Here is a 12,467-nt window from a genome sequence, read left to right as displayed (position 1 = left end):
GACTGGGTGCGCCATGATCTATCCGGATCGCGCCACCGCCGGTCGCGCGCTGGGTGAGTCGCTACTGCACCTGCGGGCGTCGGACCCGCTGGTGCTCGGACTGCCGCGCGGCGGGGTGCCGGTCGCGGCCGCGGTGCGCGCGGTGATCGGCGGCGATCTCGACATTCTGCTGGTGCGCAAACTGGGCGTGCCGTGGCAGCCCGAGCTGGCGATGGGCGCGATCGGCGAGGGCGGGCTGCGGGTCCTGAACCAGGACGTGGTCGATCACACCGAGGTGACACCGGCCCAGCTGGCCGAGACCGAGGACCTGGAGCGCGCGGAACTGCAACGGCGCCAACGGATTCTGCGCGCACACGCACCGCCGGTCGCACCGCGCGACCGTACGGTGGTGATCGTCGACGACGGCATGGCCACCGGCGCCACCGTCGCGGTGGCGTGCCGCATCATCCGCCTGCTCGAGCCCCGCCGGATCACGGTGGCGGTACCCGTCTCCTCGCCCGAGGCCCTGCACCGAGTCGGCAAGCTCGCCGACGACACCGTCTGTCCCCTGGTGCCCCGTGTGCTCGGCGGCGTCGGTGGCGCCTACGAGGATTTCCATCAACTCAGCGACGACGAGGTGATCGACATCATCCGGTCGGGCGTTCCCTGACCGCTCACCAGTCGACGGGCTCGGCGACCAATCGTTCCGCCGCGGCGATCAAGGGGCGGAGCTGAGCCGCGAATGCCTCGGCGTTCACCGGGACGATATCGACCTCGGCGCGGGTGCGCACCGTGTAGCGGCCGTCGCCGGCGACATCGATCCAGCAGAGTACGCCGAGGGGGCGCATGGTCTCGTCGGCGCGGCGGGCCGAGACGACGATCTGGCCGATACCGTCGCGGGGTTGCCGGAGCAGCCGCCGCATCCGCGCCGAGATCGTGGGCCCCGCGACCGGCACCGTCACGAGATCCCGGCTGTCCTCCCGCACCCGGTCCAGGGGTGCGGTATGCCGCGGCCCGGTACCGGGGGAATTCTCCGGCAGCACCGAGACCACGCGCGCCGCAAGGACTTTCGGGGTTCCGACGAACAGCCGGACGTCGCCGCCGCGGTCGGGGGTGGCTCCGGCGCGCTGCGCGGCGACCACCGTGACCTGCCCGGCGACCGCGCCGAGCACGCGCACCGGCTGCACCTGTCCGGGCGGGCCGTGCTCGCCGAGCACCTCCACCTGGATCGCCGGGTGCGACAGCACCCGCAGGGCCGCCGCCAGATCCGGGTCCAGCGTGTTGTCGCACCACTCGCGCAGGGCGGGCAACTGGGCGGCGCGTTCGGCACTGTCACGGGCGGACAGCCGCACCGCCAGCGGATACGGGATCCGGTCGCCGTCGGTCCGCTCCCAGGCCAGCGCGAACTGGTCCGGGGTGAGGGTCCATCTCACCGGCGGCGGCCCGCCGCGGTCGTCGAGATCTCGTTCATCCGGGCGTCAGTAGTCCTCGGCCCATTCGCCGACCACCGGCGGCGTGGTCGGATCGAGCTGACCTACCAGCTCGGTGCCGGGCTCGGCCGGCTCCAGGTAGGTCGGTTCGTCGAAATCGTAGTACTCCTCGTCGTCGTCCTCGTCGTACTGGGAACGCTTGGGGGGCACCGGGACACCCGTTCCGGAGCGGACGGCGTCACCGGCGGCCAGCGCGCTGCCCGCGAGACCGCCGACCACACCGGCGCCCATTCCACCCACGGCGTCGGAGGTCGGTTCGTGGCGCTGCTCCTGCTCCTCGCGCTTGCGCTGATCGTCGGAGTTCTGCGCCCTGGTCGCCGCCCCGGCGGCCCGGCGCGGCGCCACCGGAACCTGGCCCGGCGCGAGCGCAGCCGCGGCGGACGGGGCCGAGACCTGTTGCGGCGCAACGGTGTTCGCGACGCTCGCCGGAGCCGTCGCCGGACGGTCGGACGCCGGTGCCACCGCGGGCTCGGTGGCGGCCGCGGCGGCGGGCGCCGTCGCCGCGGCGGGTGCGAGGGGCGCGGCCGCGGCCGGAGTCACGGCGTGGTCACCCGGCTCGGCCGGCGCACCGGAGCCTGGTTCGGATTCGGTCGGCTGCTCGCCGTCGGCCGCCTGTGGCGCAGTCGCATTCGGGCCACCGGTGGCAACCGCGTCCGGACCGCCGAGCGAATCGGTCGCATCCGGACCGCTCTCGACGCCGGGACCGGGCGCGGGCGCTTCGGGCGCGGGGTACATGCCGCCCTGCGGGAACCCCGGCACGCCGTTGCCGGTCGGCACGAACGCGCCCGCGTACACCGTGTCCATCACCCGGACCACGTCCTGGCGCACGCCCTCGGCCTGCTTCTGGGCGGCGACGTTGAGCGTGGCGCGCTTCGGATCCAGCAGTGCCGCTTCCAGATCCGCGCCCACGTCCACCGGCCGCGACACCGCACCGCGCAGCGTCTCGGCGGCGTCGTTGGCCTGCCCGAGCCGTTGCGCGACCGCCGACATCACATCGGCCACGTGCTGCCCGAGCTGCTCGAACGCCTGCATCGCGGCGGCGGCCTGCTGGGCGGCGCTGCCGCGCCAGCCGTCGGCGATGGCGCCGCGAATCTCCGCGTGCGCCTGCGCGACCGCGTCACCGACCCCGGCGGCCGCGTTCTGCCAGGCCTGCCGACCGGCGGTCAGCACCTCCGGATTCATCTGCAGCACACCGCGATAGATCTCGTCGTAGCGCATCTGGTCGAAGACCTCGACCGTCGGCGAGTAGTCGGGATCCGGTGCGGCGGCCTGATTTCCGCTGAGACTACGCATGGCCCACCCCCACCGTCTCCGCGCCGACGCGACCGATGACCGCGGACATCTCCGCGTCGCCGTCGGTATAGGCAGCGGCGGCCGCGCGCAGCGCCTGCGCCAGCTGCCGGGCGGCGTCGGCGTACTCCTGGAGCTTTTCCGCGCCCTGCGCCGCCTTGTCCTCGAAGCCGCGGCGCAGCGCGTTGCCCGATTCGAAGCCGCCGAATCCGGGCAGCGACGCGGCCGCGCGCAGCGTCCGGATCTGTTGCTCCACCTGGTCGGCGAGTTGTTCGTAACGTCGGGCGCAGCGCTCGTGCACGCCCTCGGCGACGAGCACGCCGTCGATCCACAGTCGACCGTCGTCGACCGCCTGGGTCAGGGCCGCGACATCACTACGCAGGTCCCCCGGTTCTTGCGATCGCACCGGTCCCCCTTTCTCGTGCTCACATCACGGGCGCACCGGTTCCGCGACGACGCCCTGGATCCACTCCACGATGTCGGCGGTGACTCGTGTCTGCACCGGTTCGTGCAGCAGATCGTGCCCGGCATCGGCATACTCGCGCAACCGCAACCCTACCGATTGCGCCCGCCTCGTCCAGTCCCGAATCGGATCGATAGGGGCACGGCGATCGTCCGCGCCGTGCAGCAACAGGACCGGCAAACTCGGCGGCAACACCGGGCCGGATTCGATCGCCCGGCGCGGGGTCCCGCTGAGGACGAGACCGGCGCAGTCCGGCAGCGCGGTCAGCGCGGTGGCCGCGCCGAGCGAGTGACCGGCCAGGATCAGCGGGGTCCCGGGACGGCCGGAGCGCACCAGCGTGACGAACGCGTGCGCGTCGGGGGCCAGTTCGGCGGGGGTGCCGGGCGCGCGCGGATCACCCTCGCTCAGACCCTGGCCCGGCACATCGAGCGCCCACGCCTCGATCGATGCGGCGGCCAGACCCCGGGCGAAGCGGTGGTAGTGACCGCTGTGCTGACCGGTGCCCGGCAGCAGCGCGAGCACCGCCCGCGGCCGCTCCACCACCCAGCGCCGATAGTGCAGACGGCCCCGGGCTCCGTCGAAAAAGGGCATCCCGCAATCCCTTCCGCGTCAGCCCGGCACCCGCGCACGGACCAGATGCGGCCCCGCTCCGCTGGTCGCCTCCAGGCCCAGGTAGCGCAGCGAGAGGTCGGCGGCGAGCACGTCCTCCTCCACCTCCAGTCCGTGATCGGCGAGCAGCCGCTCGATCTCTCCCGGTGTGAAGAAGCTGATCCAGCTCTCCCCGATGGCCGCGAGCCTGCGCATGCGCTCCTCGACCAACGCCCGCACCTCCGGACTCGGCGCGGACATCGGCGCGCCGTAGTCGAAGACGACCCGGCTGCCCGGGGCCATGCGGGCGAGCTGCGCGAGGGTCTGTTCGATCGCGGCCAGCGTCAGATAGACCGTCACGCCCAGCCAGATCACGAAAACCCGCCGTGCCGGGTCCAGACCGGCCGCGTACAGCGCGGTGTCCGAGCGGTCGTGTTCGAAGTCGACCGGAACGTAGGTGACCGAGGCGGGGATCCGGATATCGGCGCGCGCCAGCCGTTCTCGTTTCCATGCCTGCGTATCGGGATGATCGACCTCGAACACCCGCACGGCGGGAAAGGGGTTGCGGTAGGCGAAGGTGTCCAGACCGGCGCCGAGGATCACCACCTGACCGGTTCCGGCCGCGACCGCCTCCGCCAGGGCGTCCTCGGCGAAACGCGAACGGGCCGCGAGGAAGCCGCGCATACGCTCGTGTGTGTCCGTGGGCAGGTATTCCGCGACCGGACCCGCGCCGTCGCCCACCATCGCACGCGCCAGTGGATCGCGGAAGATACGTCCGCCGTCGAGTTCTTGGTGTTCGGCGCGATACCACGCGGCGCTCAACGCGGTTCGGCTCGGCTGGCCGGTCTGCACTCCGATGTCCTTCCTCCCGCGCCCCCGCCCAGACCATACGACGACACGCCCCCCTCACGCCACGCCGTTCTACCTCGACTGATTACGCTGAGTCGCGACTCGGCACACAAGAACGCGACGGCCGGGTGCGGGTGTCCGAGGCGCAGGAGGGCCGCGATTGATTCTGGTCGGTGATCGTGTCGTGTGCAGCACCGGTGACCTGGTGGCGGCGGCGCACTGCGAGTTCGCGCTGCTGCGCGCGCTCGATGCCGAACTGGGTCTGGTGGCACCGGTGGAGGTCGTCGACCTGCCCGGACTCGCCATGGCCGGTGTCGATGCGCCCGAGGCGGGCACCGCGGCCGAGACCGTCGCGGCGCTGCGCCGGGCGCACGAGCGGACGGCCGCCGCCCTGCGCGACGGAGCGGACGCGATCGCCGGGGGCGTGTTCTTCGACGGCACGTTCGCCGCCCGCTGCGCGACTCTGCTGCGCGGCGATACCGACGAGGAGAACCGCGCGAGCGTGGTGCGGCGGATGCCGGAACTACCCGCGGAGTGGTCCGACGACGACCCGGACCAGTTCATCGACGGTGACGCGCTGATCCGTTCGGACGACGACTCAGCCGAATTCCCCGCCGATCACCACGCTGCACCGGAACCCGATCCCGAGCTCCCGCTCGCACCGGCCCGCTACACCCTCCACGGCTCCGCGCGCGCCGAGGCTCCGATCGCGACCCTGCTCGAGCTGGCCGCGTGCGCGGAAATGCTGGGCCACATGGGCTTCCGGGTCGACCCCGCACTGCGCGTGCGGCACCCGGACGGCTCGGTGGCGCAGTACCCGCTGGCCGACGCGGCCCGGGTGTACACCGCGCGGCGGCGACGCCTCGCGGCCGTGCTCGACGCCAAGCAGAACGAACTGCTGCCGGTGCAGTGGGGCGACCGCCGGTACCTGGCGTGCGGACGCTGCACCGCGTGCACCACGGAGCTGGTCACCGGCCGCGACCTGCTGCTGGTGGCCGGGATGCGGCCGACCGTGCGGGCCCAGCTGCGCGACGCCGGTATCACGACGGTGGACCGGCTGGTGCAGTCCGACGCCGCCGTGACCAGGGTCGCCACCCAGACGTTCGCGGCGCTGCGCCGCCAGGCCGAGACGCAGGTGCGCAGTGAGCGCACCGGAAACCCGGTCCACGTCCTGACGAACGCGGCCGCGCTCGCCGCACTGCCGGTGCCCTCGCCGGGCGATGTCTTCCTCTCGCTGGCGGGCACTCCGGCCACCGTCGTGGGCGTCGGAGTGCTGCCCGCGCGTCCGCCCGAGGAGAGCGAGGAGGCCGCGGCGATCCTGTTCCACGCCTTCGGCCTGCACGACGATCCGGCCGCCCTGCTGGAATTCCTGGCCGACCGCCAGCAGCGCCATCCCGAACTGCGCATCTACCACTACCGCTCACCGGCCCGCCCGCTGCTGGCGGAGCTGTGCGCGCGCTGCGGGGCCGACGAGGAGATATCCGACGATCTGCTCGGCGCGCTGGTCGACCTGTATCCGATCGTGCGGTCGGCGCTGGTCGTCGGCGAGCGGTCCTACGATCTGGCGAATCTGGGCGGCCTGCTGGGCAGCGAATCCGCCTGCGGCGACCCGGAATCGGAGTGTGCCCGCATCGCCCGGCTGCGCGACCGCCTACGGGAGATGGCCGCCGAGAACGACATTCGCCCCGCACCCGCCCCGCGCGAGACACCGGCCGAGGCGCCCGCAGCGGTGGAGGCGGCGCTGCGCGAATTCGCGTTCGAGGGCATGGCCGGAGCGGGCCGCGCCGAGACGGCGGCGTCCGACGGCGCGCCCGACCCGGCGGGAAGCCGCACGCCCGCACAGCAAGCCGCCGGGCTGATGGCCGCCGCACTGGGCTACCGCCGCCGCGAACGGCAGCCGCTGCACTGGGCGCACACCGACCGGTTGCATCGCCCGATCGCCGAATGGGCCGACACCCCGGGCGTTCTCGTCGCCGACTGGGGTTCGGTCGACACCAAGTGGCACAGCACCGGTCACGGTCCCATGCGGCGCTACCTGAAGCTCACCGGCCGCCTGGGCACCGGCAGCGCGCCACCGCCCGGGACGGCCGTGCGCACCCTCTACGACCACCCTGTGCCGGGTATGCGCGCCGTGCCGGGACGGCGGGCCACCGCCGCGGCCACCGTGCTCGGTTGCGCACTGGACGACAATTTCGACGACACCGTGCGCGTCGAGGAACTGCTGCCCGAGGGCTGCGCTCCGTACGACGACCTGCCGGTCGCGATCGTCCCCGGTCTGCCCGGCCGCGACGAGAACATCGAGGCGGCACTGGAATTCGCCGCCCACCACCTGTTGATGACGCTTCCGGAGATTCCCGCGACGGCCGCGTTCGACCTGCTGCTGCGCCGGCCGCCGCGGCTGCGCACCGCCGCCGCCCTGCCCGAGGTGTTCGGCGACCACGCCGCCGCCGTCACCGCCGCCGTCCTCGACCTCGACGACTCCTACGTGGCCGTGCAGGGCCCCTCGGGCACCGGCAAGACCGATACCGCGGCCCGGGTGATCGAGCGCCTCGTCACCCGTTACAAATGGCGGGTCGGCGTTGTCGCGCAATCGCATTGGGCGGTCGAGGAGGTGCTCGACGGGCTGGTCCGGGTCGGCGTGCTCCCCGAGCTGGTGGCCAAGTCCGACGCGCGCGCGGTGGCCCCGGAATGGCTGTCCATCGCCCCGGACCGCTACCCGCGCTTCCTCGACAACGCCGTCAACGGCTGCGTGATCGGCGGGCTGCCCAGCGATTTCGCCGACGCCGACCGAGTCGCCCCCGGAGGTCTCGACCTGCTGGTGGTGGCCGACGCGGGTCACCTCCCGCTGGCCGACGCGGTCGCTGCGGCCGCGTCGGCCCGAAATCTGCTGCTGCTCGGCGATCCCGCGCCGCTGCCGACGCACGGCGCCCACCCCGAACCGGTGCACGAGTCGGCGCTGGGCCGGCTGGTCGGCGAGGGCCCCACGCTGCCACCGGAATTCGGCTACTTCCTGGACCGCACCTGGCGGATGCATCCGCGACTGTGCGAGCCGGTGTCCCGGCTGCGCTACGGCGGCCGCCTGCGTTCCACCGAAACCGTCACGCTGGCACGGGATCTGGACGGTGTGCCGCCGGGTGTGCGGTCGATCCCGGTCGAACATCACGGCAACGGCACCGAATCCGCGGAGGAGGCGCGCGAGATCGTGCGGCGGGTGCGCGGTCTGCTCGGGCTGCCGTGGCGGCAGGGCGCGGTGACACGACGGCTGCATCCGCACGACATCCTGGTCGTCACGCCGTACCACGCGCAGGCCGCACGCATCCGAACCCTGCTCTCGCGCGCCCGAATCGAGGATGTGCTGGTCGGCACCGCGGAACGGTTCGCGGGCCGGGAGGCGGCGGTGGTGCTGGTGTCGATGACCAGTTCCTCCCCCGCCGAGGCCCCGCACGGGATCGAGACCCTGCTGTCGCGGCACTGGCTCACCACGGTGGTGTCGCGGGCGCTGTGGAGCGCGCTCGTCGTGCACTCGCCGTTGCTGACCGAATACCTTCCCGAGACCCGGGAACAGCTCACCGACCTCGCGGCCTTCCTGGAGCTGGTGTCGCCCTAGCCGCGCCGGAATGCCCGCGTCGCCGCGTTATCCGAAGTTCCTGCCCTCGCCGCGATAGGTCGGTACGGTGGTCCGGGCGCCGTCGCTGTCGACGATCTGGATGCTGTCGAAACGCTCGCACAACTCGCCCGCCTTGGCGTGCCGGAACCAGACCCGGTCCCCGATCGCCAACCCCCGCGCGCCGGTCAGCGGCGTCTGCACCTCACCGGCGCCTTCGGTCCCGACGAGCCGCAATCCGCTGGGCCACACCGGTTTCGGCACCCGCGATCTCCCCGCCGGGCCGGAGGCGATGTAGCCACCGGCGAAGACGGTCGCGAGGCCCGGGGCCGGATGACGCAGCACCGGCAGCGCGAAGTACAGCGCCGGGCGCGGCGTGAAGGCACGGTAGCCGTCGAACAGCGTCGGAACGTACAGCCCGGAGCCCGCGGTCACCTCCGTGATCTCGGAATCGGCGACACTCACCTCGATCGACCCGCTGCCGCCGCTGTTGACGATCTCCAGCTCGCCCACCACCGACCGCACCGCGTCGAGCACCCGCCGGCGGCGCTTGCCGATCTCGGCGGCCGAGGCGCGCTTCACCAGCCGCACGGCCGGGTTGGTGTCGGGCAGTCCCGCGATCTGCGCCTCGTAGGTCATCACGCCGACCACGCGGAAGCCGCGCTCGGTCGCGCTGCGGGCCAGCTGCGCAGCCTGCTCGGGCGTGCGGATCGGCGAGCGGCGCACACCCAGATGCACCGGGCCGATGCGCAGCGACGCGTCCACGTCGAGGCACACCCGCGGCGACACCCGCGCACTGCCCACGGCCGCCGCGATCAGCTCGAGCTGGGCCGGATCGTCGACCATCAGCGTGATCGCCTCGCGCAGCGTCTCGTCGTCGCCCAGTTCGGCCAATGCGGCACGGTCCACGCTCGGATAGCCGAGCAGGATGTCGCGAGCGCCCCGGCGCGCCAGCCAGACGGCCTCGCGCAGCGAGTAGGCCATGATGCCCACGAATCCACCGGCCGCGGTCAGCTCCGGGCCCAGCACCTCTTCCAGCACCGCGCGGCAGCGCACCGACTTGCTCGCCACCCGGATGGGTACGCCGCGAGCGCGGCGGGCGAGGTCCGCGGCATTGGCGCGCAGGGTGGCCAGATCGAGGGCGGCCAGCGGCGGGTCCAGGTCCGCGGTGGCGGACTGCAGGCCGGGGATCGGCGACGAGGCTGTCACCCCTCACACTCAATCACGTAACCGCGTTACTGGTCAACTGTCCAACTTGTTGGATGTCACGACGTTCCGGCGGGCGCCGATCAGCGGTCGACGGCCTTGGTGGACAGGCTCGAGACCAGGTCGTCCAGCACGACCAACGTCGTCTCGTCGTCGCAGTCGGCCAGCCAGCGCAGCACCGTGCCCTGCATCACGGCCACCGAGTAAGCCGCGATCGCCTCGACCGGCTCCAGCCATTCGGTGTTCGACCGCTCGGCGCACAGCCGCAGGAAGGCCCCGACCTCGGCGTCGAGATCCCGGAACAGTGCCGCGACCGCGGGGTCCGCCACGGGCTCGTTGCGGTTGGCCCAGCGGCGGCGCAGTGCCGCGATGGTCGACTCGTAGGTGCGGATCTGCTTGTGCGGCGCGGCCTTGATGGCCGGCCACAGCACGCTGACCCCGGCATGCAGCAGGACTCGCAATGCCCGCGTGCCGGTGCAATCGATGGCGTCGGCGGCCTTGTCGACCGCCTCCTCGACGGTCGGATGTGGCCGCACCTCGATAATTTCTCCACTAGCGTTCAACAACGACTCCCTCGGGCGAAAGAACGCGCGCACCTCGCCTGCGCGGCTCGCTCACAACGGGCTGCGGATCCGCATTGATCGCACCGGATACCAGCCCGGTCGACCCGTATCAACATTCATCAATGGTAGAGGGTTTTCGGGGACGAAGACCAGGTTCGTTGGGTGTTTCCAGACTGAAAGAATGTTTTGTTACCCATCCGGGATCGCGGCGCGATCCAGTGGATATCGATATCCGCCGGGATCACTACCCGTAACCGACAAGACTCTACGCGTTCGCGACCCGCAGTGCCGCTCGGCTGTGGCAGATCACACAGTGCGGTCCGCCGGTACCGGGTTCGCCGTTTCGATCGGTGAACGACACCCGCGCGCTACCGGTCCGCCGATAGCCTGGACATGTGACCATCGCGCGCCCCGATCATTTCCTCGTCTCCGGCACCTTCAACTACCGCGACGTCGGCGGGCTTCGCACCGACAGCGGCGCACGCGTCCGCTCCGGCGCGCTGCTGCGGTCGGCGCAGCTGAGCCGGGTCGACGCCGACGGGCACGCCACGCTGCTCGAACTCGGCGTGTCCACCGTCCACGACCTGCGCGGGCCCGAGGAGATCGGCCACCTGGGCGCCGACCTGCTGCCCGCTGGAGTGCGCCTCGAGCACACGCCGTTCGATTCCCGCATCGGCGAGCAGCCGCCGCACGAGGTGGTGCACGACGAGCCCTGGCAGGAGATGCTGCAGGTCTACCGGTCCTTCCCGGCGATGCCGGAGGCGGGGGTGGCCATCGTCTCGATCGCGCGCTCACTGGTCCGCGACGACGGCGCGGTGCTGGTGCACTGCGCGGCGGGCAAGGACCGCACCGGCTGGGCCATCGCGACGCTGTTGCGCGCGGTCGGCGTCGCCGAGACCGATCTGCTCGACGACTACCTGCTGAGCAACGACGCCGTGGACGCGCTGCGCGCCGATGTCGAACTGAATTCGGGTGGGCGCGTGACACTTCCGCTCGACGTGCTCGGCGTCTCCCCCGAATACCTCGCGGAGGGCACGGATTCGATGCACCGGCTGTACGGCGACCTCGAGGGCTATCTGACCGCGATCGGGTTCACCGCCGACCTCCGCAACCGCCTGCGCGACCGCCTGCTCGAATAGGCGGCTATCCCGCGCGGTGCACCAGACCGCGCTCGTCGATATCCACTTCGTTGCCGGTGTGGAACCACGAACCGGTGAAACGGGATTCGGTGGTCTCCGGGTCGTCCCAGTAGCGAGGGGTGACATTCGGGCCACGACAGAGCAATTCGCCGTGACCGGCCGCCGCATGCGGCCCCCACAGCGCCAATTCCGTACCGCCGAAGGCGAATCCGAGCAGGTCGGCCGGGAGCGCCGCGCCCTCGTCGGCGAAAGCCAAGCCGATGCCGCTGGTTTCGGTCGCGCCCCACACCGACCACTGCCGGGCGAGCGGGAAGACCTCGCGCAGCGCGGCGGCCACCACCTCCGAGGTGCCTGGATCGGTCGCCGCCAGTTCGGTGCGATGCCCGGCATTGCACACCTGCCGCACCCCCTCGGCCCGCAATCCGGCCAGCTCGGGCAGCAGCCCGGCGAAGATGCGCGGCGTCGCCGCCACCGTGTCGATGCGTTCGGCCACAATGGTTTCCGCGACCAGCGCCGGGTCCGGGACGAGCACCACCGTGCCGCCGACGGCGAACGTCGGCAGCAGCTGATCGACGCAGCCGCTGGCGTGTGCGAGCGGCAGCAGCACCAGATTGCGCAGGCCGTCGGTGGGCAGATCCAGCGCGCCCACCATCGACCGGACCGCCGACAGCAGGTTCTCGTTGGTCAGCTCCACCCCGCGGGGCAGGGCCGGATCCTCGTGCGCGACCGCGCCGCTGGTGTAGCACAGCAGCGCCAGCTCGCTCAGCGAGGCGCCGTCGTCGATGAACGCCGCGCCGTCGGGCAGTTCCGCGCCCGTGCCGCCGCCCAGCACGAAATCCGCTCGGCTGTCGGACAGGACGCGGGCGGCGGCGTCCTCGGACAGGCCGTCGTGCACCAGCACCGGCACCGCCCCGGACAGCAGCGCGCCGAGGAATGCCTGAACCCAGCGCGCCCCCACCGGCATCCGCACCGCTACCCGGTCGCCGTAGCCGATTCCGTGCTCCTGCAAACCCCCCGCGATCCGTGACGCGGAGTGCCACAGCTGCCGATAGGTCAGCCGCGGGCCGCCGATCTCGACGACCGCCTCCCGCCCGGAGAAGGCGTGCACCTGCACATCCAGCAGCTCGGTGAGCGCGGGGTTCAGGTTTCCGTAGCGCAGCACGCCGTCGGCGCCGCGCGCAAGGGGGTTGTCGAACCCCGTGTTTCGCGACTGCGGGTATTCGACCAACAACTGCGCCATGGGTCCCTCCGACGCCTCGATCCGGCTGGCATCTGTGACTATATGACTCAGATCAC

General features: G+C 72.1%; 11 protein-coding genes. 3 read left to right on the top strand and 8 right to left on the bottom strand.

Going from position 1 to position 12,467, the window contains the following annotated elements; all coding sequences use genetic code 11:
• Nucleotides 1-13 precede the first annotated feature (13 nt).
• Nucleotides 14-649 (top strand): phosphoribosyltransferase, encoded by a 636-nt coding sequence (locus NWFMUON74_RS06435; RefSeq protein ID WP_187687056.1) that lies wholly within the window; start codon nt 14-16, stop codon nt 647-649.
• Between the two features lie 4 nt (nt 650-653).
• Here NWFMUON74_RS06435 and NWFMUON74_RS06430 read toward each other — a convergent pair whose 3' ends face one another.
• The 5 genes from NWFMUON74_RS06430 to NWFMUON74_RS06410 are packed head-to-tail and all read right to left on the bottom strand — an operon-like array spanning nt 654 to nt 4,662.
• Nucleotides 654-1,412, bottom strand: coding sequence for an ESX secretion-associated protein EspG (locus NWFMUON74_RS06430; RefSeq protein ID WP_187687055.1), 759 nt, complete (start codon nt 1,410-1,412; stop codon nt 654-656).
• 45 nt (nt 1,413-1,457) lie between these two features.
• Entirely contained in the window at nt 1,458-2,762 is a 1,305-nt protein-coding gene (locus tag NWFMUON74_RS06425; RefSeq protein ID WP_187687054.1) for a PPE domain-containing protein, read from the bottom strand.
• The gene (locus tag NWFMUON74_RS06420) at nt 2,755-3,165 is read right to left on the bottom strand and encodes a hypothetical protein (protein ID WP_187687053.1); all 411 of its coding nucleotides are present in this window, start codon (nt 3,163-3,165) and stop codon (nt 2,755-2,757) included. The genes NWFMUON74_RS06425 and NWFMUON74_RS06420 overlap by 8 nt, the downstream gene beginning before the upstream one ends.
• Before the next feature lie 24 nt (nt 3,166-3,189).
• Nucleotides 3,190-3,813 (bottom strand): alpha/beta hydrolase, encoded by a 624-nt coding sequence (locus NWFMUON74_RS06415; RefSeq protein ID WP_187687052.1) that lies wholly within the window; start codon nt 3,811-3,813, stop codon nt 3,190-3,192.
• Nucleotides 3,814-3,831: 18 nt separating this feature from the next.
• Nucleotides 3,832-4,662, bottom strand: a complete 831-nt coding sequence (locus NWFMUON74_RS06410; protein ID WP_187687051.1) for a class I SAM-dependent methyltransferase — start codon at nt 4,660-4,662, stop codon at nt 3,832-3,834.
• Between the two features lie 181 nt (nt 4,663-4,843).
• Here NWFMUON74_RS06410 and NWFMUON74_RS06405 point away from each other — a divergent pair, with 181 nt between their 5' ends.
• Nucleotides 4,844-8,266: a bifunctional RecB family nuclease/DEAD/DEAH box helicase gene (locus NWFMUON74_RS06405; RefSeq protein WP_232110874.1), complete on the top strand. Its 3,423-nt coding sequence runs from the start codon at nt 4,844-4,846 to the stop codon at nt 8,264-8,266.
• Between the two features lie 27 nt (nt 8,267-8,293).
• Here the strand turns inward: NWFMUON74_RS06405 and NWFMUON74_RS06400 are convergent, their stop codons facing one another.
• Nucleotides 8,294-9,472, bottom strand: coding sequence for an amino acid deaminase/aldolase (locus NWFMUON74_RS06400; protein WP_187687049.1), 1,179 nt, complete (start codon nt 9,470-9,472; stop codon nt 8,294-8,296).
• A gap of 80 nt (nt 9,473-9,552) precedes the next feature.
• Nucleotides 9,553-10,032: a TetR family transcriptional regulator gene (locus NWFMUON74_RS06395; protein ID WP_232110873.1), complete on the bottom strand. Its 480-nt coding sequence runs from the start codon at nt 10,030-10,032 to the stop codon at nt 9,553-9,555.
• 395 nt (nt 10,033-10,427) lie between these two features.
• Between NWFMUON74_RS06395 and NWFMUON74_RS06390 the strand changes: the two genes are divergently transcribed.
• The gene (locus tag NWFMUON74_RS06390; protein WP_187687048.1) at nt 10,428-11,171 is read left to right on the top strand and encodes a tyrosine-protein phosphatase; all 744 of its coding nucleotides are present in this window, start codon (nt 10,428-10,430) and stop codon (nt 11,169-11,171) included.
• A gap of 4 nt (nt 11,172-11,175) precedes the next feature.
• Here NWFMUON74_RS06390 and NWFMUON74_RS06385 read toward each other — a convergent pair whose 3' ends face one another.
• Nucleotides 11,176-12,411, bottom strand: a complete 1,236-nt coding sequence (locus NWFMUON74_RS06385; protein WP_187687047.1) for a class I adenylate-forming enzyme family protein — start codon at nt 12,409-12,411, stop codon at nt 11,176-11,178.
• Nucleotides 12,412-12,467 lie beyond the last annotated feature (56 nt).

Source organism: Nocardia wallacei, assembly GCF_014466955.1.
Classification (GTDB): Bacteria; Actinomycetota; Actinomycetes; order Mycobacteriales; family Mycobacteriaceae; genus Nocardia; species Nocardia wallacei.
Note: the sequence above shows the minus strand (reverse complement) of the source record. Positions and strands in the feature narration are given on the sequence as shown.

Bases quoted from the DNA above. Each gene is read 5' to 3' on its own strand.
- NWFMUON74_RS06435 (WP_187687056.1), top strand. From the start codon at position 14: ATGATCTATCCGGATCGCGCCACCGCCGGTCGCGCGCTGGGTGAGTCG.
- NWFMUON74_RS06425 (WP_187687054.1), bottom strand. From the start codon at position 2,762: ATGCGTAGTCTCAGCGGAAATCAGGCCGCCGCACCGGATCCCGACTAC.
- NWFMUON74_RS06415 (WP_187687052.1), bottom strand. From the start codon at position 3,813: ATGCCCTTTTTCGACGGAGCCCGGGGCCGTCTGCACTATCGGCGCTGG.
- NWFMUON74_RS06385 (WP_187687047.1), bottom strand. From the start codon at position 12,411: ATGGCGCAGTTGTTGGTCGAATACCCGCAGTCGCGAAACACGGGGTTC.